Here is a 21981-nt window from a genome sequence, read left to right as displayed (position 1 = left end):
TCCACCGCGACCTCAAGCCCTCCAACGTCCTCGTCGTGGAGGACGGCCCCCGGGTCATCGACTTCGGCATCGCGTCCGGTGTATCGAACACCCGTTTGACGATGACGAACGTCGCCGTCGGCACCCCCGCCTACATGTCCCCCGAGCAGGCCAAGGACTCCCGGAGCGTCACCGGCGCCAGCGACGTCTTCTCGCTCGGCTCCATGCTGGTCTTCGCCGCCACCGGCCACCCGCCCTTCCACGGCGCCAACCCGGTCGAGACGGTCTTCATGCTGCTCCGCGAGGGCCCCGACCTCGAAGGCCTCCCCGACGAGCTGCGCCCGCTCATCGAGTCCTGCATGCAGATGGAGGCCACCGCCCGCCCCAACCCGGCCGACCTCCAGGCCCAGCTGGCACCCCACCTCTTCGGCTCCGGCTCCGACGACAGCGGTACGGCGTCGGCGTGGCTGCCCGAGAAGGCCGTGGCCCTCATCGAGTCCCGGCGCGGCGGCCGCCCGGCGCCCACCCAGACCGGCGGTTCCCGCAGCGGAGGAGGCCGCCCCGCGGTCGTACCGCCGCCGCCCTCCTACGACCCGGTGCCGCCCGCGCCCGTACCCGTCGGCGCCCCCGACACCGGACCCGTGCGGCTCGCCGGCGCGCAGGTGCCCATCGGGCCGGGCCCGCGGGTCGCCGACGCCCGCGCCGCCGCCGTGAAGGCGCCCCCGCCGGAGTTCGGCCTGGTCGCCTCCTGGTCCCGGCCGCGCCCCGGCGTCAACGGCACGGACGCGGCCGTGGGCCCCGCCGTACCGTCCCCGCCGCCCGCGCCGCCGGAGTCCGCGGCCGGCTGGCGCCCCTGGCGTTTCCGCATGTCGAACGACGTGTGGGGCACCCCGGCGGTGGCCGGCGACCTCGTCTACGTCACCTCCTTCGAGGTGCACGCCCTCGATGTCGCCACCGGCCGCCGCCGCTTCAAGACCCGGGACGTGGCCTGGTCCATGGCGGTCGCGGACGGCCGGATCCACGCCTCCGACGGCCCCACCCTGTTCGCCCTCGACGCCCGTGAGGGCGCCGACCAGTGGCGGATCGGCACCGACGCCTGGGTGTACTCCCTCAAGGCCGAGCACGGCACCGTCGTCACCGGCACCCGCGGCGGTGGCGTCCAGGGCTGGGAGGCCTCCAACGGGCGCAAGCTCTGGGAGATCGGCGGCTGCCAGACCGACTTCGAGTCCCCGGAGGCCGGCCCCGCCCTCCACGAGGGCACGGTCTACGTCTGGCAGGAGGGCCGCCTGCGTGCCCTGGACGCCCGCAACGGCAAGGAGCGCTGGGCGTTCCCCATCGGCGACGCGGCCTCCTGCGGCGGGGTGCCGGTCCGGGTGACGCAGGCCCACGACGGATACGTGTACGTCTCGGCCGGGACCCGGGTCATGGCCCTGGAGGTGGCCACCGGCCGGGTCCGCTGGCACTTCGAGGCCCCGGCGGCCTTCCTGTGCCCGCCCACCTTCGTGCCGGGCGCCGCGGTCACCGGCGGCGGGGTCTACCTCGCCGACTACCTCGGCACGGTGTACGCCCTCGACGCGGTCGACGGCCGGGACCGCTGGCGCATCGCGACCGAGGCCCGCGCCTCGGTCGAACCGGTGCTGGTCGCGGGCGGCCATGTGCACGTGGGCAGCGGCAAGGGCCTCTACACCCTCGACGCCGTCACCGGTACACCCAAGTGGCGGTTCCAGGCGGGCGGCGACATCGTGGGGGCGCCCGCGGTGGCCGAGGGCCGCATCCACTTCGGCTCGACCGACCACCTGCTCTACACCCTGAAGGCCGACGACGGCCGACTGCGCTGGAAGCTGGCGACCGGCGGCGAGATCACCGGCTCACCGGTCGTCAAGGACGGCGTGGTGTACGCGTGCAGCAAGGACCGCTGCGTGTACGCGCTGGACGCGGAGAAGGGGACGGGGACGGCCCGGGCGACCTGAGCGACCTGAGCCGTCCGTGCACGCTGTCAGTGGCCGCCATTAGGGTGAGCACATGCATTCACGGGGGCGTGTTCTCAGGTTCACAGCGGTCATGGCGGCGGTGGTGCTCGCGCTGACGGGGTTCTCCAGCGGGCGGCACCACAGCAGCGGGCGGCACAAGAGCAGTCACAGCGACAGTGACGGCGGGGGCGGATGCAGCAGCTCCCGCCAGGACCACGACAGCTACAGCACGAGTGGGGGAAGCGGCGGCGGCAGTTCGTCGAGCCGGACCAGGGTGCTGAGGGACGGTTCCGTGCGCCTCGTGAGGTGCGCGACGAGAACCGACCCGTACGCGACGGCCGAGGTCACCAACCCCAACAGCCGCGCGGGCACCTTCAAGGTCTCCTTCTCCTTCGAGGACAAGGACGGCCACCTGCTGTCGGTGGAGTACCCGGACGTCACGGTGCCCGCGAAGGGGACCGAGACGGTCCGGGTGAAGGCGAGCGCCGCTCTCCTCACCCGCCTCGACCACTGCCAGGTCGAACCCGAAGCCGACAGGGTCTCCTGACCGTCAGTCCCGAAGCCCCGTCAGGAACTCCACCAGCAGCTCGTTGACCTCGTCCGGCCGCTCCTGCTGGGTCCAGTGGCCGCAGCCCTTCAGCCGGACGGGGTCCCGGACCAGGTTCGGCATCAGCCGCGGAAGCTGCTCGATCAGTTCCGGCGTGCCCGGGAAGGCCGGCACCAGGTCCCGGTCGCCATACACGTACAGGGCCGGCGGGGTGACCTTGGCGCCGTGCCAAGGGGCCGTCAGTTCCCAGTTGCGGTCCAGGTTGCGGTACCAGTTCAGGGCGCCGGTGAAGCCCTGGGTGTAGCTCGCGGCGAGTTCGTCGAGGTCGTCCTCGGTGAGCCAGTCGGGGAGCGTCGCGGGGTCGGGCATGTCGGCCAGCCAGCCGCGGTCCAGGTCGCTCACCAGGGCCTGCTCGTAGCGGCCCGCGCCGGGGGCGTCGCCCGAGGCGCCGTACAGCAGCCTGCGCAGGGCCGCGCGCGGGTCCTTGCCGAACTCGGCGTCGGCCGGGCCCGGCTCTTCGAACCAGTTCCAGTAGAAGTGCCCGTCGAACCGCTCCCGCATGACCTCCAGCGGCGGTCGGTCCCCGCGGAACGGCGGCGGCACGCTCAGCCCGGCGACCCCCCGCACCACGTCCGGCCGCAGCAGCGCGGTGTGCCAGGCCACCGGCGCGCCCCAGTCGTGCCCGACCACGAAGGCCCGCTCCTCGCCCAGCACGTGGACCAGCCCGACGACATCGCCGACCAGGTGCAGGATGCTGTACGCCGACACGTCCCCGGGATGGTCGCTCGTGCCGTATCCGCGCTGGTCCGGCGCGACCACCCGGAAACCGGCCGCGGCCAGCGGGGCGAACTGGTGGCGCCAGGAGTGCCAGGACTCCGGGAAGCCGTGCAGCAGCACGACGAGCGGCCCCTCGCCCTCCTCGGCGATGTGCAGCCGTATGCCGTTCACGTCGACCATGCGATGTTCAACCATGGGGTGAGCATACGCCTGTACAGTGCATCGAAATTGCTAACGCAATCGGAATCCGGGTTGTCGGGAACGGAACAGCCCGGCCTGCCGGTCCGGCGGCAGGTTCCCGAGCGCGATGAGGTGCGGGGCCTGCGCGAAGCCCCGCTGCACGGCCGCCTCCTTGGCTGCCCAGAGCGCGCGGACCGTGCCCTGCACCCCCTCCGGCGGATACCCGGCGATGACCTCGGCGGCGGCGGTCGCGGCCGCCAACGCCCCGCCGGGCTCGGTGAGTTCGGTGACCAGCCCGATGGCGTGGGCGCGCGCCGCGGAGAGCCGTTCCGCCGTCCCCATGAGCGCCGTCCGCGCGGCCTCCCCGTGCGGCATGAGCTGCGCCATCAGCACGGACTCGTAGGCGGAGACCATGCCGTAGGTGGTGTGCGGGTCGAAGAAGGTCGCGGCCGGGTCGGCGACGAGGAAGTCGCACTCGCCGAGCAGATAGAAGGCACCGCCGCAGGCCATCCCGTTGACGGCGGCGACGACCGGCTTCCACAGGTCGTTGGACTTCGGCCCGATGTTCAGGAGCGGATCGTCGGTCATGTAGGGCGAGTTCGGCTGCGGCACCTCGGCATCCCGGTCCAGCCCCGTGCAGAAGGCCCGATCCCCGGCCCCGGTCAGCACCACGGCCCGCACGGAGTCGTCGAACCGCAACTCCTGCCAGGTGGAGACGAGTTCGTCCCGAAGGGGGAGGTCGATGGCGTTGAGCCGGTGCGGCCGGTCGAGGGTCACGACGGCGACCCCGGTGTCCTTGTCGGCGCTCACCCGCAGGCCGCTCACGCGAGCACCCACTGCGGAAGCCCGCCCCAGAACACCACGTGGACCCGGGCTCCGATGCGGATCCGGCTCGGATCGACGGAGTTGAGCGTGGCCCCGGCGGCCCGGACCAGGTTGCCGATCAGGCGGATCCGGGGCGCCTCCTCCAGTTCGACCACGACGACGTTGTACGGCGCCTGGGCCGCGTAGTCGGGCAGCAGGGGCGGGTGCGGGACGACGTAGGACCAGACGCGGCCGCGGCCGGAGACGGGGCGCCACTCCTCCTCGAAGGACTGGCAGTGCGGGCAGCAGGGGCGGGGCGGGAAACGGAGTTCGCCGCAGTCCGCGCAGGCCTGGACGCGGAGTTCGCCCCGGGCGGCGTACTCCCAGAAGGGGGCACCCGTGGGGTCTGTCACCGGTTCGAGCATGTCAGCTCCTGTTGGTCAGCAGCAGGGCGGAGGTGGGGACGCCCTCGCCGGCGGTGACGAGGCAGGTCGCGGCGTCCGGCACCTGGGCGGTGCTGGTCCCGCGCAACTGCCGTACGCCTTCGTCGATGAGGTTGAAGCCGTGCACGTAGGCCTCGGACAGCCCGCCCCCGCCGGTGTTGATCGGCAGCCGTCCGCCGATCTCCAGGGCGCCGCCCTCCGTGAAGGCGCCGCCCTCGCCGCGGCCGCAGAAGCCGTACCCCTCCAGGGACAGCGGGACGAGGGAGGTGAACGCATCGTAGATCTGGGCCACGTCGACGTCCTGCGGCGTGAAGTCGGCGTGCTTCCACAGGTGCCGGGCGGCGGTCCAGGCGGGTCCGGTGAGCGGGTCGTCGTTCCAGTAGTTGACCATGCCGTGGTGCTGGGCGGGCAGGCCCTGGGCGGCGGAGTGGATGTAGACGGGGGTGCTGGGGCAGTCGCGGGCCCGCTCCCTGCTGACGACCACGCACGCCAACGCCCCGTCTGTCTCCAGGCAGTTGTCGAAGAGGCACAGGGGCTCGCTGATCCAGCGGGAGGTCATGTACATCTCGCGGGTCAGGGGGCGGTCGTACATGATCGCGGCGGGGTTCTGGTTGGCGCGGTTGCGGCAGGCGAGGGCGACGTTGAAGAGGTGGTCGCGGGTCGCGCCGTACTCGTGCATGTAGCGGCGGGTGAGCATGGCTATCTCGTCGGCGGGCCGGAGCAGCCCGAAGGGTCTCGTCCACTGGGCCGGGGTGGGGAGTTGGACGGTGGTGTTGGTCCAGGGACGGGGTCCGGAGCCGCGTTTGCGGGACCGCCAGGCGACCCCGACGCTCGCCTGTCCGCTCGCGATGGCCGCCGCGAGATGGGCGACCGTGGCGCACGAACCGCCGCCGCCGTAGCCGACCTTGCTGAAGAAGGTGAGGTCGCCGAAGCCGACGGCCTTGGCGAGCTCGACCTCGTCGGTCTCCTCCATGGTGTACGAGGCGAGGGCGTCGACCTCGCCCGGGGCGATCCCGGCGTCGTCGAGCGCGGCGAGAACGGCCCGGCAGGCCAGGGTCCTCTCGTCCTCGGCGAGATTCTTGGCGAACCGGGTCCGTCCGATGCCCACGATCGCCGTGGCGTCCTTGAGGGTCACGCTGCACGCACCTCCGCACCTGTGAGGCCTGCTGACAGCCCGTCAGGCTACAGCTAATCTGACGGGTAGTCAGCTAACGCGTTTCCGCTTTCGGGGAGGCCGATGTGGAGTGGCGCAGCATCCCGGAACTGGTCCAGTGGGCGGCGCGGCGGTACGGGTCCGCGGAAGCGGTGGTGGAGGGCCGCAACCGCGTCACCTACGGCGAGTTGGGCGCCCGCGTGGAGCGCGCGGCGGCCGCGTGCCTCGCGAACGACGTACGGCCCGGCGACCGGGTGGCCGTCTGGGCCCCCAACTCCCTCGACTGGATGGTCTCCGCGCTCGGCGCGGTGTCGGCGGGAGCGGTCCTGGTGCCCCTCAACACCCGCTTCAAGGGCACCGAGGCCGCGGACGTCCTGCGCAGGAGCGGGGCCCGCCTGCTGTTCGTGACCGGCACCTTCCTCGGCACCTCCTACGTGGCCTCCCTGCGGCGGGCGATCGCGGAGGGCCCGGGGCTGCCGTCGCTGGACCAGGTGGTGGTGCTCTCGGACGACGCCCCCGCGGACTTCCGCACCTGGAAGGAGTTCCTGGCGAGCGGGGACGGGGTGGGGGAGACGCAGGTGCGGGCGCGGGCCGCCGCCGTCGAGGGGTCCTGGCCCTCGGACATCGTCTTCACGTCCGGGACGACCGGCCGTTCCAAGGGTGCGGTGATCACCCACGAGCAGACACTGCGGGCGTACGACGTCTGGTGCGAACTGGCCGGGTTGCGGCAGGGCGACCGCTACCTGATCGTCAACCCCTTCTTCCACACCTTCGGTTACAAGGCCGGGGTGATCGCGTGCCTGATGCGCGGGGCGACGATGATCCCGCAGCCGGTGTTCGACGTGGACACCGTGCTGGCGAACATCGCGGCGGAACGCGTCTCGGTCCTGCCCGGCCCGCCCACCCTCCACCAGTCCCTCCTGGACCACCCGGCACGCGACTCCCACGACCTCTCCGCCCTGCGCCTGGTGGTGACGGGCGCGGCGGTGGTCCCGCTCCGGCTGGTCGAGCAACTGCACGGCGAACTGGGCGTGGAGACGGTCCTGACCGCCTACGGCCTCTCGGAGGCCAGCGGCATCGTCACGATGTGCCGCCGCGGCGACCCGCTGCCGGTGATCGCGTCGACGTCGGGCCGGGCCATCCCCGGCACGGAGGTCCGCGTCGAGGCACCGCCGGGGCAGCCCGGCGAGATCCTGGTCCGGGGCTTCAACGTGATGCGCGGCTACTTCGAGGACGAGGCGGCCACCGCGGAGGCGGTCACGGCGGACGGCTGGCTGCGCACCGGGGACGTGGGCGTCCTGGACCCCTCCGGGAACCTCCGCATCACCGACCGGCTGAAGGACATGTTCATCGTCGGCGGCTTCAACGCGTACCCGGCGGAGATCGAGCAACTCCTCGGCCTGCACCCGGCGGTGGCCGACGTGGCGGTCATCGGCGTCCCCGACCCCCGCCTCGGCGAGGTCGGCAAGGCGTACGTCGTCCGCCGCCCGACCTCGACCCTGACCGCCGACGACCTGATCGCCTGGGCCCGCCGCGAGATGGCGAACTACAAGGTCCCGAGAACGGTGGAGTTCGTGACGGAACTCCCGAGGAACGCGAGCGGGAAGGTGGTGAAGGGGGAGCTGCGGGGGTTCTGAACGACCCGCCCCCGGACACGCCTCGGCCGCGGCGGCTCCCCCTCCGCGCCGCCGCGGCCGATCCCCGTGCGAGGAGAAGTCCTGGTCAGGCCTTCTCGTCCGTGGCGTGGTTGTCGAGCGGCTTGACCGTGCCGTCCGTCGTGCCGGCGGCCAGGGTGACGACCTTCTCGGCGCCCGTGGCGTGGTTGTCGAGCGGCTTGACCGTCGTGTCCTCGGTCCCCGTGGCGTGGTTGTCGAGCGGCTTGACGGGGCCGTCCTTCTTCGCGGTTTCACTCATGGGTGGTGACTCTCCCGTTCGATGATGGGCCACGCCGCCCGGCGACTCCCCCGAGGGTCGCCGGGCGGCCGTGTCAGGGTCGGTAACCCTAGCGATGGCGACCACCGCTGACCCGTCTGCCCCCCGACGCGACGGATCGACGGGGACGAGTCTGCCGGGCGGCGATAAACGAACGATGAACGTCGCCCCGCCCGACGCCCCCACGCCCTACACGGTCGCCGACGGCGCGAGCAGGAGCCGTACGTCCGCGGCCTCCGGCGAGCCCAGGTGCTCGAAGATGGTGAGCGCCTCCTGCCAGCACGCCTGAGCCCGGCCGGGCTGGCCGAGGCCGCTGAGGGCGCGGCCGAGGACCGTCAGCACATTGCCGCGTCGCCACTCCCCGCCGATGCCCCGCAGGACGGCGAGGGCCTGTTCGGTCAGGGCGGCGGTCTGCGCGGGCCGGTTGCCGGCGAGGTGCGCCTCGGCGAGCCGGAAGAGCGTCATGCCCTCCCACAGCCGCTGCCGGCTGTCGCGGAAGACCTCCAGCGCCTCCGTGAGCCGCTCCACCGCGGCCTCCAGCCGCCGCTGCCCGGTGAGCGCGAGACCCAGCGCGTACCGGCCGTTCGCGCCCCGCAGGGTGTGCCCGAGCCGGTCGTAGATCACGATGCCCTGCTGGGCCAGTTCCACGGCGCTGGTGCTCTGCCCCATGGCCAGGTGGATGCGCGAGAGGTTGCACAGCGCGCTCGCCTCGCCCGCGAGGTTCCGGTCGAGCCGGAAGCTCTCGATGGCCTCCTTCAGGCAGGCCTCGCCCTCCGCGTGCCGCCCCTGGTAGAGGGCGATGATGCCGCGGTCGTTGGCGGCCCAGCAGCTCGGCGCCAGATCGCCGGCCGCGCGGGCGAGCTCCATGGCAAGGCGGGCCTCCGCGTCGGCCTGCTCGAAGCGGCCGGCGACGAGGTGGACGTTGGTCAGCGTGGTGAGGGCACGCGCGCGCGTGCGCGGGTCGTCCGCCGCGTCGGCCGCGTCCCGCAGGGCGACGGCGGCGGTCTCGTACTGCTTCGCGTTGGCCCCCGACTCGGCGAGGTCCTTGGCCACCCACAGCAGATCCACCGCGCGCCGCAGCAACGCCCCCTGCGCGCACTGCTGCACGAAGGCGAGCAGGGCGTTGGCCTCCGCGTACAGCCAGTCCTGGGCGGTGTGGCGGTCCGCGAAGGCCAGCCCGGGGTAGTGGATCTCCTCCAGGTGCTCCACCAGCCGGTCCCCGGGCCGCTCGATGGCGTACACGGCCGCCGCGGTCGCGAGGTAGAAGTCCAGCAGCCGCGACAGCGCCGCCCCCCGCTCGCTGGGCGGCCACTCGTCGCGTTCGGCGCACGCGCGCGCGTAGAGCCGTACGAGATCGTGGAACCGGTACCGGCCCGGGGCCGCCGACTCCAGCAGCGAGGTGTCGACCAGGGACTCCAGCAGGTCCTCGGTGTCCTCGACGGGCAGATCGAGTACGGCGGCCGCCGCGGCCAGCGAGATGTCCGGGCCGTCGGCGAGGCCGAGCAGGCGGAAGGCGCGCTGCTGGGCGGGCTCCAGCTGGCCGTAGCCGAGCTCGAAGGTGGCCTTGACGGCGAGGTCGCCGGCCTGGAGTTCGTCGAGGCGGCGGCGCTCGTCGGCGAGCTTCGCGGCGAGGACGGACACCGTCCAGGTGCGGCGGGAGGCGAGGCGGGAGGCGGCGATGCGGATGGCGAGCGGCAGGAAGCCGCAGGCGGCGACCACGTCGAGGGCGGCCTCGCGTTCGGCGGCGACCCGCTCCTCGCCGACGATCCTGGTGAACAGCTGGAGTGCCTCGTCGGGGGACATCACGTCCAGGTCGACCAGGTGCGCCCCGGCGAGGTCGACCATCCGCACGCGGGAGGTGACCAGGGCGGCGCAGCCCTCGGTGCCGGGCAGCAGGGGCCGTATCTGGGCCGCGTCGCGCGCGTTGTCGAGCAGCACGAGGACCCGGCGGCCGTCGAGGACCGAGCGGTACAGGGCGGCCCGTTCCTCCAGGGAGTCGGGCATCGCGGAGTCGGCGGTGCCGAGGGCCCTGAGGAAGGCGCCGAGGACCGTCTCGGGGTCGGCGGCGCGGGAGCCGGCGCCCTGGAGGTCGACGTAGAGCTGTCCGTCGGGGAAGGCCGCGCGGGCCTGGTGGGCCACGTGCACGGCCAGCGTGGTCTTGCCGACGCCGCCGATGCCGGCGAGGGCGGACACCGCCATCACACGGCCCTCGGAACCGGAGGCGAGGACCTCGCTGAGTTCGGTGACGAAGGCGGCGCGGCCCGTGAAGTCCGGGACGGTCGCCGGAAGTTGCGCGGGGCGGACGGGGGCGGCGGCCGGTTCGGGCTGCGGGGAGGAGGGCTCCGCGAGGCCGGGGTCGGCCTGGAGGATGCGCTGCTGGAGCTCGCGCAGGCCGGGGCGGGGGTCGACGCCGAGTTCGTCGGCGAGCAGACGGCGGGTGTCGGCGTAGACCGCGAGGGCCTCCGCCTGGCGGCCGCTGCGGTAGAGGGCGAGCATGAGGAGTTCCCTGAACCGCTCGCGCAGGGGGTGCTCGGCGGTGAGGGCGGTCAGTTCGGAGACGGCCTCGGCGTGGCAGCCCTGCTCCAGGTCCATGTCGAGGCGGGATTCGAGGAGTTGCAGCCGCCACTCCTCCAGCCGTACGCGCTGTGCCTCGGCGTACGGGCCCGGCACGCCGGCCAGCACCTCGCCGTCCCACAGGGCCAGCGCCCGGCCCAGGACCTCCCGCGCGTGGCACAGGTCGCCGGTGTTCCTGGCCTTCTCGGCCTCGGTGGCGAGCTCCTGGGCGGCGGCCAGGTCCAGCGCGTCCTCGCCGAGCCCGCGGATCGCGTAACCGCCGGACTCGCTGACCAGGATGCCGGGGTCGAGGATCTTGCGGAGCCGCGAGGCGTACGTCCGCACGGCGGCCAGCGCCTGCGACGGCGACTCCTCGCCCCACAGCGCGTCGATCAGCTCGGCGGCGGTGGCCGTACGGCCCTCCCGCAGCAGCAGGGCGGCCAGCAGGGCGCGCTGCTGAGGCGACCCGGTGCTCAGCAACTCCTCACCACGCCGGGCCCGCACGGGCCCGAGCACGGAGAACCGCAGCGGAACGCCGGCGGCGGTATCGCCCTTGACGGCCGGCCTCGCGCTGCCCGCCTCCACCGCAACCCCCGCCGAAGACCCCGCGTCCTTCCCGCCCTCCGTCGACGCGCCGGGACGCCGCTGCTCGGGCACCCTCGGTTCACCGTCCATCGCCGTCCCCCTAGGGCCTGTCTGCAACCCCGTCAGTCTGCCTTGTCCACGGCGGATGCGTCAGCTGTGGAGAGCCTGATCACAGGCGGACGCGCGGGATATCACAAGGCCCTCACGCGCTCTTCGCACACTTCCGCACACGAACCGTCGTCATCGGCCCCCGCACACGGAGCTGACGACCCGTCAGATCAGCGCTACCGTGGGCGCCATGGAGACCACGACGGCACTTCCGAAGATCATCTCCGTCGACGACCACACCGTGGAGCCCTCCGACGTCTGGCAGAACCGGCTCCCGAAGAAGTACCTGGACACCGGCCCCCGCACGGTACGCGCCCCGCTGAAGGAGATGTCCTTCCTCGGCGGCCGCTTCAAGCCCGTCATGGGCGCCCCCGGTGACGACGGCCCCCTCGGCGACTGGTGGATCTACGAGGACCTGCGCCGCCCGCTCACCCGCCTGGACACCGCGGTCGGCTACAGCAGGGACGAGATCAAACTGGAGGTCATCACCTACGAGCAGATGCGCCCCGGCTCCTACGACGTCCCCGCCCGCCTCGCAGACATGGACGTCAACCACGTCCAGTCCGCCCTCTGCTTCCCCACCTTCCCCCGCTTCTGCGGCCAGACCTTCACCGAGGCCAAGGACCACGAACTCGGCCTGCTGTGCGTGCGGGCGTACAACGACTGGATGGTGGAGGAGTGGTGCGGCCCGCAGGCCGAGGGCCGTCTGATCCCCCTGACCCTGATCCCGCTGTGGGACGCCGAGCTCGCCGCCGCCGAGGTCCGCCGCAACGCCGCCCGGGGCGTCCGGGCCGTCGCCTTCTCCGAGATACCCCCGCACCTGGGCCTGCCCTCCGTCCACACCGACGCCTGGGACCCCTTCCTCGCCGCCTGCGACGAGACCGGCACGGTCGTCGCGATGCACATCGGCTCCAGCAGCCGGATGCCCTCCACCTCCGCCGACGCCCCGCCGGCGGTCGGCTCCACCATCACCTTCGCCAACTGCTGCTTCTCGATGGTCGACTGGCTGATGAGCGGCAAGTTCGAGCGCTTCCCGAACCTCAAGGTGATGTACGCCGAGGGCCAGATCGGCTGGATCCCCTACATCCTGGAACGCGCCGACGTGGTCTGGGAGGAGAACCGCGGCTGGGGCGGCGTCGCCGACAAGGTCCACCGCCCGCCGTCCGAACTCTTCACCGACCACGTCTACGGCTGCTTCTTCGACGACGCGTTCGGCCTGAAGAACCTCGACGCGATCGGCGTCGGCAACGTCCTCTACGAGACCGACTACCCCCACTCCGACTCCACCTGGCCCAAGTCCCGCGAGGTCGGCGAGGCCCAGATGGGACACCTGGCCCCCGACGTGGTCGAACGGATCGTCCGCGGCAACGCCATCGAACTGCTCGGGCTCACCCCCGAGGGGCTGTGGAGCGGTGCATGAGATACGGCATCCAGCTCCCGATCCAGTCCCAGAGCACGATCTACGCCGAACCCTGGGAAGCCGAAGCGACACCCGCCGACCTCGCCGGGATCGCCCGCGCCGCGGACCGCGCCGGGTTCGACTACATCGCCGCCTGCGACCACGTGGCGATCCCGCGCCGCCTCGCCCCCGCGATGAGCACGATCTGGTACGACCCGGTCGCCACCCTCGCCTTCCTGGCGGCCGTGACCGAACGGGCCCGGCTGCTCAGCCATGTGGCCGTGGTGGGCCTGCGGCACCCCCTGCTCACCGCCAAGCAGTACGCCACCCTCGACCACCTCAGCGGCGGACGGCTCGTCCTCGGGGTCGGCGCGGGGCACGTCCAGGAGGAGTTCGAGGCGCTCGGCGTCGACTTCGCCCACCGCGGGGCCGTCCTCGACGAGTCGATCGACGCCCTGCGCAGCGCCCTGGGGCCCGATGAGTTCCCCGAACACCACGGCAAGCTCTACGACTTCGAGGGACTCGGCCAGCGCCCCCGCCCCGCCCAGTCCCGTGTCCCGGTGTGGGTCGGGGGCTCCTCCCCGGCCGCCGTACGCCGGGCCGCCCTCAAGGGCGACGGCTGGCTGCCCCAGGGCGATCCGCGGGACCGGCTGCCCGCGCAGATCGAGCGGATCCGGCGGCTGCGGCAGGAGGCGGGCCTGGAGGGGCCGTTCACCGTCGGGGCCATCGCCGAGCCGCTCTACGTCGGCACCCCCACATGGGACGTCGGCCGCCGCACGCTCAGCGGCGCCCCCGGTGCACTCGCCGAGTCGCTGCGGGCCTACCGCGCGATGGGGGTGGACCAGCTCCAGGTCCGCTTCCGCAGCCGGAGCTCCGCCGAACTCCTGGACCAGATCGAGGAGTTCGGCACCGAGGTGGGTTCGTCGTTGAAAGCTTGAACACCTTCCCGCCGGGCCGCGTATCCAGTGAGGTACGGATGTGACGGCTCCGGCGGAAGGACCGTAAGTGCGCACCTCCGGCAACTCCCCCCACAGCTCGCCCCACCCTTCCGGCCCCGTCTCCCCCCTGCACGGCTTCACCCGGCTGACCGTCGCCCTGGCCTGCGCCGACGGCGACTGGCCGCACACGGGCTGGCCCGCCGCGGACGACCCCTACGTCGGCCGGGCCATCCAGTTGGAGCGGCCCTTCCTGGTCCCGGCGGGGGCCGACGTCGTCGTCCTGCGCTGCGACGAGCCGCTCGACGCGCTCGCTGAGCTGGGCGGTGCGGGCGCCCCGGTGATCGTGGTCAGCCCGCACCGGGACACGGAGACCGTCGTCGAGGTCTTCCGGCGCGGCGCGGGCTACCTCGTCGAGGGCGACCACTGCACCTGCATGCTCTCCTCGGCCGTCGTCGGCGCGACCGTGGGACACACCTATCTCTCGCCCTCCGCCTGTGCCGCCGTGCGCGACGGCGTCCGGCGCGCCCCCGAGCAGGGCGATTCCGCCGACGGCCTGCGGGCGCTGCTCTCGCCACGTGAACGCGAGGTCATGGAGCTGCTGTCGACCGGCCTGGGCGCCCAGGAGATCGCGCTGCGGCTGAGCCTGAGCGAGAAGACCATCCGCAACAACCTCAGCAACATCTACGCCAAGCTGCACGCCCGCGGCAGCACGGACGCGGTCCTGCGATGGCTGGGAGCCGCGCCCGTGGTTCGCACCTGAGAACCGCTAAGGAGCGGTCACCTCCGACAGCGGGATTTCCACGTCGGTGACATTCGCGCCGCCCTGGCCGAATCCGGGTTCCGACCGGGCCGCCCGTGTCGTGCTCTGCGCGGAATTACCCGCTGCTTTGGAGAGTTTGGCCGCGTCGGTGGTGTCGCATTTCACATTGCGCAACCAGAGCCGCCCGTCCGGAGTCCCGTTGTTGAGGATCTGCGGATAGAAGACGTGAACACTGGTTGCACCCTCGCTCGGTGAGAAGAACACCGTCCCGCCGTCCTGCGGCTCCTTGTAGGTGGCCTTGAGGAATCCGCTCACATCGGTCCGCTTGTGCGACCACATGAAGAAGCCCATGCTGTCCGGCTGCACGATGTCGGACCGGTCGAAGGCCAGGGTGGTCCTCTTGTCGTCCCGGGTGATGTTGATCTCCTGGGTCTGGAACTTGGCGCCGACCTCGAAGACCGAGTTTCCCAGCTTGATGCCGCTGTCGACGGAGAACCCCTCCTCCAGCTGGACGGTCCGCGTCACCGAGGCGCTCACGCTGAAGGTCTTGGTGGTGGTCGAGGCGTTTCCGCAGTTGTCCGAGACGGGGGAGACCCGCTCGTTCGGACCGAAGCTGTTCTGCTTGAACTGGACGTCGACGAACTCGCAGTTCTCCAGTTTGTCGGAGTCGGCGCGGCAGTCCGCCGAGACCTCCGACGGGGTGGCGGCGCCGGCGGAGTTGATCAGTGTGACGCCCGCGGCCACGGCGACCACGGGCGCGCCGACCATGAGCGCGACGCGCTTCCTGCGGCTGCGGCGACCATGGCTTCTGGAGCGGCTGTTCCGGGACATGAGGGGTTTCTCCTGGTGAGCGGGTTGGGATGAGGTGGGGCGGAGTGCGGCGAGGGGTCAGCAGTCCTCGAGGACGGTCTTGGCGGTGCCGTCCACCACTCCGGGGGCGCCGGCCGCGCCGGGCAGCATGCTGGGGCCCTCGACCACGTCCGGCAGCACGAAGTTCTGCTCGGGCCGCGGGTTGTTGGCGAAGTCACCGGGGAAGGCGTCGATGCGGACCCGCCACTCGCCGGTCATGCGCTGCATCTTCGGCGTGAACTGGATGTGCGCGACCTTTCCGACCGGCACCTCGACGGTGTCCTTGCTCCCGGCCCGCGCGGAGTTGGTCGTCATGTCGAGGGAGCTGCGGTGGACCGAATAGGCACCGCTGAGCGCACCGAAGAGACCGAAGGAGCCGCCCTGCACGGTGCTGATCTGCTTGCCCTTGCCCTGGGCGACCTCGGACTCCCAGGAGATGGACACCTTGGCCGGATCGGTGGCGTTCGGCTCGCAGTTGGGGAAATCGATCGACGCCTTCTCGGTGGGGCCGTCGAAGGTCTCGAACTTCGTCTCGACGAAATCACAGTTGTCCGAGCCGAAGCTCGGCCCGGCGATGGGATGGCCCCCGAAATCCTCGATGGACTGCTGCTTTCCCTGAAGGACCTTGGCCCTCTTGCACAGGTCCATGATCTCCGCCGCCGACTTCTCCTCGGCCGCGTTCGCCGACGGCAGCAGAATGGCGGCCAGAGCGCCGCCGGTGACGAGGGCCGCACCCATCGCCACATAGCGGACCTTCCTGTTCCTGAGTCTCCTCCGGGCCACGCCGTTCTCCGTTCTTGAGGGTTGCTTTACCTGTTGCGGAAGAATTGTTGGCGAGACGAACAGAGTGTGCACAGAGGCAAATGTCCCTACCCGTGGGTCACTTGCTATCTGACGTACCGTCAGATACGGCGCTACGATGCGAACTCCACCGATGCGAAGGGGTTCGCCATGGGCAAGCTCGACGGACGCGTCGTCCTGGTCACCGGAGCGGCGCGAGGGCAGGGGGAGCAGGAGGCCCGGCTGTTCCGCGAGGAGGGTGCCGAGGTCGTCGTGGCGGATGTGCTGGACGAGCAGGGGGAGGCGCTCGCCGAGGAGATCGGGGCGCTGTACGTCCACCTGGACGTGGGCCGGGAGGACGACTGGCAGCGGGCGGTGCAGACGGCCGTCGAGGAGTACGGGTACATCGACGGGCTGGTCAACAACGCCGGGATCCTGCGCTTCAACACCCTGCTGGACACCCCTCTCGCGGAGTTCATGCAGGTGTTGCAGGTCAACCAGGTCGGCTGCTTCCTGGGCATGAAGACCGTGGGGCCGGTCCTGTCCGACGGGGGCACGATCGTGAACACCGCCTCCTACACCGGGGTGACCGGCATGGCGGGCGTGGGCGCGTACGCCGCCTCCAAGCATGCCGTCCTCGGGCTCACCAGGGTCGCCGCCCTGGAGCTGGCCCCGCGCGGGATCAGGGTCAACGCCATGTGCCCGGGGGCCGTGGACACCGCTATGTCCAACCCGGCCGTCCTGGACCCGTCGGCGGACGGCGAGGAGGCCTCACGGGGGCTCGACCGCTTCTACCGCAAGCTGGTGCCGCTGGGCCGCATCGGCCGTCCGCAGGAGGTGGCGGCGCTGGCGCTGTTCCTGACCTCGGCCGACTCCTCGTACATCACCGGGCAGCCGTTCGTGATCGACGGGGGCTGGCTGGCCGGGGTCTCCGTCATCTGACAGCACATCAGCTCTTGACCCTGTGTGCGGCCGGTGCCACAGTCGGCGGCAGATCGGCAATCTGACGATCTGTCAGAAACGGGAGTGTCAGAGACAGACTGGGGACGGTGAACCTCCTTGGAATTCGGGCTCTTTGTACAGGGATACGTGGGCAAGCGCGCCGAGACGGACCCGCTGGCCGAGCACAAGGCGCTGATGGAGGAGACCGAGTACGTCATCCAGGCGGACAAGTCCGGCTTCAAGTACGCCTGGGCCTCCGAGCACCACTTCCTGGAGGAGTACTCGCACCTCTCCGCCAACGACGTCTTCCTCGGCTACCTCGCGCACGCCACCGACCGCATCCACCTCGGCTCCGGCATCTTCAACCCGCTGGCCCAGGTCAACCACCCCGTGAAGGTCGCCGAGAAGGTCGCCATGCTCGACCATCTCTCCGAGAACCGCTTCGAGTTCGGCAGCGGCCGCGGGGCCGGCTCGCACGAGATCCTCGGCTTCATCCCCGGGGTGACCGACATGAACTACACCAAGGAGATCTGGGAAGAGACCATCGCCGAGTTCCCCAAGATGTGGCTCCAGGACGAGTACCCCGGCTTCCAGGGCAAGCACTGGCAGCTGCCGCCGCGCAAGGTCCTGCCCAAGCCGTACGGGAAGTCGCACCCCGCGATGTGGTACGCCGCCGGCTCACCGCCGTCGTACGCGATGGCCGCCCGCAAGGGCCTCGGGGTGCTGGGCTTCAGCGTGCAGAAGGTCTCCGACATGGAGTGGGTCCTCGAGCAGTACAAGACGGCCGTGGTGGACGCCGAGCCGATCGGGGACTTCGTCAACGACAACGTGATGGTGACGACGACGGCGATCTGCGCGCCCACGCATGACGAGGCGATCCGGATCGCCGTCAACGGCGGTCTGCACTACCTGCCCTCGCTGGTCTTCCGCTACCACGACACCTTCCCGCGGCCCGAGGGGTTCCCGGTGTGGCCGGAGACGCTGCCCGAGTACACCGCGGAGTTCGTCGAGGTCCTCATCGAGGAGGAACTGCTGATCTGCGGGGACCCGGACGAGGTGGTCCGGCAGTGCAAGCGGTGGGAGCAGGCGGGGGCGGACCAGCTGAGCTTCGGGTTGCCGGTGGGGGTTCCGAAGGAGGAGACGCTTCAGACGATCCGGCTGATCGGGGAGCACGTGATTCCGAAGATCGACACGGATCCCGTTCACCGGACTACGCGGTTCCGGGAGGCTGCCTGAGGTCGTACGGCGGCTGCGGGCGTGTGGGGGCTGGTCGCGCAGTTCCCCGCGCCCCTGGGTAGGTCGCATCACCGCAACTCCAGGAGGTGAGCCCCATGCTCGATCACGTCATCAAAGGTGCGGCCGTCGTCGATGGGACCGGTGCGCCTGCCTTCACTGCCGATGTCGGTATCCGTGACGGCCGTATCGCCGCCATCGGCGATGTCCGCGAGGAGGCCCGGAGCAGCGAGGACGCCACCGGGCTCGTTCTCGCCCCCGGGTTCGTCGATCCGCACACGCACTACGACGCCCAGCTGTTCTGGGACCCGTACGCCACCCCCTCCCTCAACCACGGCGTGACCACCGTCGCCGCCGGGAACTGCGGGTTCACCCTCGCGCCACTGAACCCGGCCCGGCCCGAGGACGCCGACTACACCCGCCGCATGATGTCCAAGGTGGAGGGGATGTCCCTGGTCGCGCTGGAGGAGGGGGCGCCCTGGAGCTGGAACTCCTTCGGGGAGTACCTGGACGCGCTCGAAGGGCGGATCGCGGTCAACGCCGGTTTCATGGTGGGGCATTGCGCGCTCCGCCGGTACGTGATGGGGCCGGACGCCGTCGGCGGGCAGCCCAGCGAGGAGCAACTGGCCGAGATCGTCGGGCTGTTGCACGAGGCCATGGACGCCGGTGCCTGGGGCTTCTCCACCACCCAGTCCTCCACCCACTCCGACGGGGACGGGAAACCGGTCGCCTCCCGGCACGCCCTGCCCGCCGAACTCCTCGCGCTCTCCCGAGCTGTCGGGGAGCACGAGGGGACGCAGATCGAGGCGATCGTCGCCGGATGCCTCGACCAGTTCAGCGACGCCGAGATCGAGCTGTTCGTGGAAATGAGCGCGGCGGCGGGGCGGCCGCTCAACTGGAACGTCCTGACCATCGACTCCGCCGTCCCCGAGCGGGTGCCTAGGCAGCTGTTCGCCAGTGAGCGGGCGCGGAAAGCGGGCGGCCGGGTCGTGGCGCTGACCATGCCGATCCTCACCCCGATGAACATGTCCCTCGGCACCTTCTGCGCACTGAACCTCATCCCCGGCTGGGGCCCGGTGCTCGCGCTGCCCGTCCCCGAACGGATCGAGCGGCTCCGCGACCCCGACGTGCAGAAGGAGCTGCTCCGGCACTCCCAGGCCAAGGAGGCCGGCGTCTTCCGGCGGCTGACCAACTTCGGGCGGTACGTCATCGGCGACACCTACAGCGAGCAGAACCGCGGGCTCAGCGGACGGGTCGTCGAGGACATCGCGGCCGAGCGCGGGCTTGAGCCGTTCGCCGCGCTCGTCGAGATCTGCGCGGCCGACGACCTCCGTACGGTCCTGTGGCCCATGCCCACCGACAACGACCCGGCGTCCTGGGCCATGCGCGCCGAGGCCTGGCAGCACGAGGACGTGCTGCTCGGCGGGTCCGACGCGGGCGCCCATCTGGACCGGATGTGCGGGGCGCCGTACACGACCCGCTTCCTCGGGGACTGTCTGCGCGGCCGGAAACTGACCTCGCTGGAACATGCCGTGAAGATGCTCACCGACGACCCGGCCCAGCTCTTCGGGCTGCGCGAGCGCGGGCGGATCGAGGAGGGCTTCCATGCCGACCTGGTGCTCTTCGACCCGGAGCGGATCGCCGCGGGCACGGCCACCCTGGTGCACGACCTGCCGGGTGACAGCCCACGGCTCGACTCCAAGGCGATCGGGATACGGGCCGTGTGGGTCAACGGGGTCGAGGCGATCCGGGACGACGTGGTGAGCGGGGCCGTGCCGGGGCGGGTGCTGCGGTCCGGGCGGGACACGCGGACGGTGAGCACGAAGTGAGCGTGCGGCCGGAGGAACAGGGGCTGTTCGTCGGCGGCGCGTGGGTGGCACCCGACGGCGGGCACTACGCGGTGGTCGACCCCGCCACCGAGGAGACCGTCGGGTGGGCCCCGGAGGCCTCGCGGGATCAGGTGCACGCGGCCTGCGCCGCGGCCCGCGAGGCCTTCGGGCCGTGGTCGCGCACGGCGCCGGGGGAGCGGGCGGCGATCCTCGCCCGCGCCGCCGACCTCATCCGCGCCCGCCTCGTGCCGTACGCCGAACTCGCCCAGGCGGAGACCGGGGCGACCACGGGGACGGCCCGGGGCATGCAGGTCGGGGTAGCCGCCGCCCGCTTCCGGCGGTACGCGCAGGTCGAGCCCACCGAGTGGGCGATCCCGCCGCAGGTCAACGACGCCGGGCCGATGGGGAGGGCCGCCGTGATGGGCGCGCTGGCCGTCCGCCAGCCGGTCGGGGTCGTCACCTGCATCACCTCGTACAACAACCCCTGGGCCAACCCCGCCGGGAAGATCGCCCCCGCGCTCGCCATGGGCAACACGGTGGTCGTGAAGCCGGCCCCGCAGGACCCCCTCTCCGTCTACCGCATGGCCGAGGCGCTGGAGGAGGCCGGAGTGCCGCGCGGGGTCGTCAACGTGGTCGGCGGGCGTGCGGTGGAGGTCGGCGAGGCCGCCGTCGACTCGCCCGACGTCGACATGGTCAGCTTCACCGGCTCCACGACCGTCGGACAGCGCATCGGCGAGGTGTGCGGGCGGTCCATGAAACGGCAGTTGATGGAACTGGGCGGGAAGGGGGCGGCGCTCGTCTTCGAGGACGCGGATCTTGGGTCGGCGGTGGCGGGCATCGGGACCACCTTCTCCTTCTACAGCGGCCAGATCTGCACGGCACCGACACGGGTGCTGGCGCAACGAGGGATCTACGACCGTCTCGTCGAGCAACTGGCTGCCTACGCGGGCCGGTTGAAGGTCGGGGACCCTCGGGAGGCGGGGACGGTGGTCGGGCCGGTGATCTCGGCGGCGCACCGGGAGCGGATCGAGTCGTACGTCGAACTCGGGCGCAAGGAAGGCGCGTCGGTGGTCGTGGGCGGTGAACGGCCCGCGAAGGACCGGGGTTTCTACGTCACCCCGACCCTGCTCGCCGACTGCCGCCCTGACCTGCGGGTGGTCCGGGAGGAGATCTTCGGCCCGGTCGTGACCGTCACGCCCTTCGACGACGAGGACGAGGGAGTCGCCCTCGCCAACGACAGCGACTACGGCCTCATCGACTACGTCTGGTCCTCCGACGTGGCCCGCGCCTTCCGCGTGGCCCGGCGCCTGCGGGCCGGGGGCGTCGGGGTCAACACGGTCGGCCGCAACATGGAGGCGCCGTTCGGGGGCTTCCGGCGCAGCGGGGTCGGCCGGGACTGCGGGTCGTACGCGCTGCACGCCTACAGCGAGGTGCAGTCGATCGTGTGGCCGGGGTGAGGCGGCTTTGCATGGCTTCCCGCGGCTTCTCGCAATTGCTACGGAGGGAATTCGGCCGACTGGCCGGTAACCGGGCGGTGGGCCCGTAGAGTCCCGGAGCGGAGGGCGCGGACATCGATGTCCATGTCCTGACGATCAGTCAAGAACCGTTCCGGAGAACTGACTTGAAGCTCACCAAGCGTTTCGTCCTGACCACGGCGGGTGTCGCCGCAGCGGCCGCCCTGCTGGGCGCGACCACCGGTTACGCCACCCCCTCGGACCCCGCGCCGAGGCCCGTGAAGGCCCCGGCGGCCCTCAAGGTGCCCGACGGCAACAAGCTGACCGCCGTGTTCGGCGCCCGGGGCGTGCAGACGTACACCTGCACCGAGGGTGCCTGGAAGCTCCTGGAGCCGGCCGCCACGCTGTTCGACCGCCGAGGCCGCGCGGTCGCCCTGCACTCCCGCGGCCCGGTCTGGGTGTCCACGGTGGACGGCAGCGCGGTGAACGCCACCGCGATCGCCAACTCCCCGAAGACCGGCACCATCCCCGAACTCCTCCTCCAGGCCACCGCGACCCGGGGCGCCGGCGTCTTCGGGGGTGTCTCCTACATACAGCGCCTGAACACGTCGGGCGGCGTGGCCCCGGCCGGCGCCTGCACCGGCACGGACCAGGTGAGCGTGGCGTACTCGGCGACGTACGCCTTCTACAAGCCGGCGAAGTGAGGCGCAAGGGTCTTTGAACGGGGTGGTGGTTTCGCCCTGCAGCGCGGGCTGTTGGCTTCGCC

Annotated in this window: 19 protein-coding genes; 11 read left to right on the top strand and 8 right to left on the bottom strand. The window is 71.6% G+C overall.

The window, feature by feature from the left end:
* Window positions 1-1949 (top strand): outer membrane protein assembly factor BamB family protein (locus tag AQJ54_RS38095; RefSeq protein ID WP_062245584.1); only part of this gene is annotated, 1949 nt, incomplete at its 5' end.
* Between the two features lie 52 nt (window positions 1950-2001).
* Window positions 2002-2496: a hypothetical protein gene (locus AQJ54_RS38090; protein WP_062245582.1), complete on the top strand. Its 495-nt coding sequence runs from the start codon at window positions 2002-2004 to the stop codon at window positions 2494-2496.
* A gap of 3 nt (window positions 2497-2499) precedes the next feature.
* Here AQJ54_RS38090 and AQJ54_RS38085 read toward each other — a convergent pair whose 3' ends face one another.
* The 4 genes from AQJ54_RS38085 to AQJ54_RS38070 are packed head-to-tail and all read right to left on the bottom strand — an operon-like array spanning window position 2500 to window position 5835.
* On the bottom strand, window positions 2500-3468 hold the full coding sequence (locus AQJ54_RS38085) for an alpha/beta fold hydrolase (RefSeq protein WP_062245580.1): 969 nt from the start codon (window positions 3466-3468) through the stop codon (window positions 2500-2502).
* A 36-nt stretch (window positions 3469-3504) separates the two neighbouring features.
* On the bottom strand, window positions 3505-4290 hold the full coding sequence (locus tag AQJ54_RS38080; protein ID WP_062245577.1) for an enoyl-CoA hydratase/isomerase family protein: 786 nt from the start codon (window positions 4288-4290) through the stop codon (window positions 3505-3507).
* Window positions 4275-4682, bottom strand: a complete 408-nt coding sequence (locus AQJ54_RS38075; protein ID WP_062030274.1) for a Zn-ribbon domain-containing OB-fold protein — start codon at window positions 4680-4682, stop codon at window positions 4275-4277. Before AQJ54_RS38075 ends, AQJ54_RS38080 begins: the two co-directional genes overlap by 16 nt.
* A 1-nt stretch (window position 4683) precedes the next feature.
* Window positions 4684-5835, bottom strand: a complete 1152-nt coding sequence (locus tag AQJ54_RS38070; protein ID WP_062245576.1) for a lipid-transfer protein — start codon at window positions 5833-5835, stop codon at window positions 4684-4686.
* Between the two features lie 104 nt (window positions 5836-5939).
* On the opposite strand from AQJ54_RS38070, the gene AQJ54_RS38065 reads away from it, so the two are divergent.
* On the top strand, window positions 5940-7490 hold the full coding sequence (locus tag AQJ54_RS38065) for a FadD3 family acyl-CoA ligase (RefSeq protein WP_062245573.1): 1551 nt from the start codon (window positions 5940-5942) through the stop codon (window positions 7488-7490).
* Window positions 7491-7575: 85 nt separating this feature from the next.
* Here AQJ54_RS38065 and AQJ54_RS38060 read toward each other — a convergent pair whose 3' ends face one another.
* On the bottom strand, window positions 7576-7767 hold the full coding sequence (locus AQJ54_RS38060; protein WP_062030262.1) for a hypothetical protein: 192 nt from the start codon (window positions 7765-7767) through the stop codon (window positions 7576-7578).
* Window positions 7768-7974: 207 nt separating this feature from the next.
* Window positions 7975-11013: an SARP-family global regulator AfsR gene (gene afsR, locus AQJ54_RS38055; RefSeq protein WP_062245570.1), complete on the bottom strand. Its 3039-nt coding sequence runs from the start codon at window positions 11011-11013 to the stop codon at window positions 7975-7977.
* A 208-nt stretch (window positions 11014-11221) separates the two neighbouring features.
* Here afsR and AQJ54_RS38050 point away from each other — a divergent pair, with 208 nt between their 5' ends.
* From AQJ54_RS38050 to AQJ54_RS38040, 3 genes are all read left to right on the top strand, one after another.
* On the top strand, window positions 11222-12451 hold the full coding sequence (locus AQJ54_RS38050) for an amidohydrolase family protein (protein WP_174856940.1): 1230 nt from the start codon (window positions 11222-11224) through the stop codon (window positions 12449-12451).
* Window positions 12448-13368, top strand: coding sequence for an LLM class F420-dependent oxidoreductase (locus tag AQJ54_RS38045; protein WP_062245567.1), 921 nt, complete (start codon window positions 12448-12450; stop codon window positions 13366-13368). The genes AQJ54_RS38050 and AQJ54_RS38045 overlap by 4 nt, the downstream gene beginning before the upstream one ends.
* Before the next feature lie 67 nt (window positions 13369-13435).
* Window positions 13436-14128, top strand: coding sequence for a response regulator transcription factor (locus AQJ54_RS38040; RefSeq protein WP_079070200.1), 693 nt, complete (start codon window positions 13436-13438; stop codon window positions 14126-14128).
* Between the two features lie 6 nt (window positions 14129-14134).
* Here the strand turns inward: AQJ54_RS38040 and AQJ54_RS38035 are convergent, their stop codons facing one another.
* Together AQJ54_RS38035 and AQJ54_RS38030 are read right to left on the bottom strand one after the other, a co-directional pair.
* Window positions 14135-14959, bottom strand: coding sequence for a hypothetical protein (locus tag AQJ54_RS38035; RefSeq protein WP_062245565.1), 825 nt, complete (start codon window positions 14957-14959; stop codon window positions 14135-14137).
* A gap of 57 nt (window positions 14960-15016) precedes the next feature.
* The gene (locus AQJ54_RS38030; protein ID WP_211278626.1) at window positions 15017-15715 is read right to left on the bottom strand and encodes a hypothetical protein; all 699 of its coding nucleotides are present in this window, start codon (window positions 15713-15715) and stop codon (window positions 15017-15019) included.
* A 213-nt stretch (window positions 15716-15928) separates the two neighbouring features.
* Here AQJ54_RS38030 and AQJ54_RS38025 point away from each other — a divergent pair, with 213 nt between their 5' ends.
* From AQJ54_RS38025 to AQJ54_RS38005, 5 genes are all read left to right on the top strand, one after another.
* Window positions 15929-16699: an SDR family NAD(P)-dependent oxidoreductase gene (locus AQJ54_RS38025; protein ID WP_062245562.1), complete on the top strand. Its 771-nt coding sequence runs from the start codon at window positions 15929-15931 to the stop codon at window positions 16697-16699.
* Window positions 16700-16816: 117 nt separating this feature from the next.
* Window positions 16817-17935: an LLM class flavin-dependent oxidoreductase gene (locus AQJ54_RS38020; protein WP_079070199.1), complete on the top strand. Its 1119-nt coding sequence runs from the start codon at window positions 16817-16819 to the stop codon at window positions 17933-17935.
* A 95-nt stretch (window positions 17936-18030) separates the two neighbouring features.
* A complete protein-coding gene (locus AQJ54_RS38015) occupies window positions 18031-19761 on the top strand; it encodes an N-acyl-D-amino-acid deacylase family protein (protein WP_062245557.1) in 1731 nt (576 codons plus the stop codon).
* Window positions 19758-21218, top strand: a complete 1461-nt coding sequence (locus AQJ54_RS38010; protein ID WP_062245553.1) for an aldehyde dehydrogenase family protein — start codon at window positions 19758-19760, stop codon at window positions 21216-21218. The genes AQJ54_RS38015 and AQJ54_RS38010 overlap by 4 nt, the downstream gene beginning before the upstream one ends.
* 164 nt (window positions 21219-21382) lie before the next feature.
* The gene (locus AQJ54_RS38005) at window positions 21383-21919 is read left to right on the top strand and encodes a DUF3455 domain-containing protein (RefSeq protein WP_020137709.1); all 537 of its coding nucleotides are present in this window, start codon (window positions 21383-21385) and stop codon (window positions 21917-21919) included.
* The last annotated feature ends 62 nt before the right edge of the window (window positions 21920-21981 follow it).

It is taken from the genome of Streptomyces griseorubiginosus, from assembly GCF_001514195.1.
Lineage (GTDB): Bacteria > Actinomycetota > Actinomycetes > Streptomycetales > Streptomycetaceae > Streptomyces > Streptomyces griseorubiginosus.
Note: the sequence above shows the minus strand (reverse complement) of the source record. Positions and strands in the feature narration are given on the sequence as shown.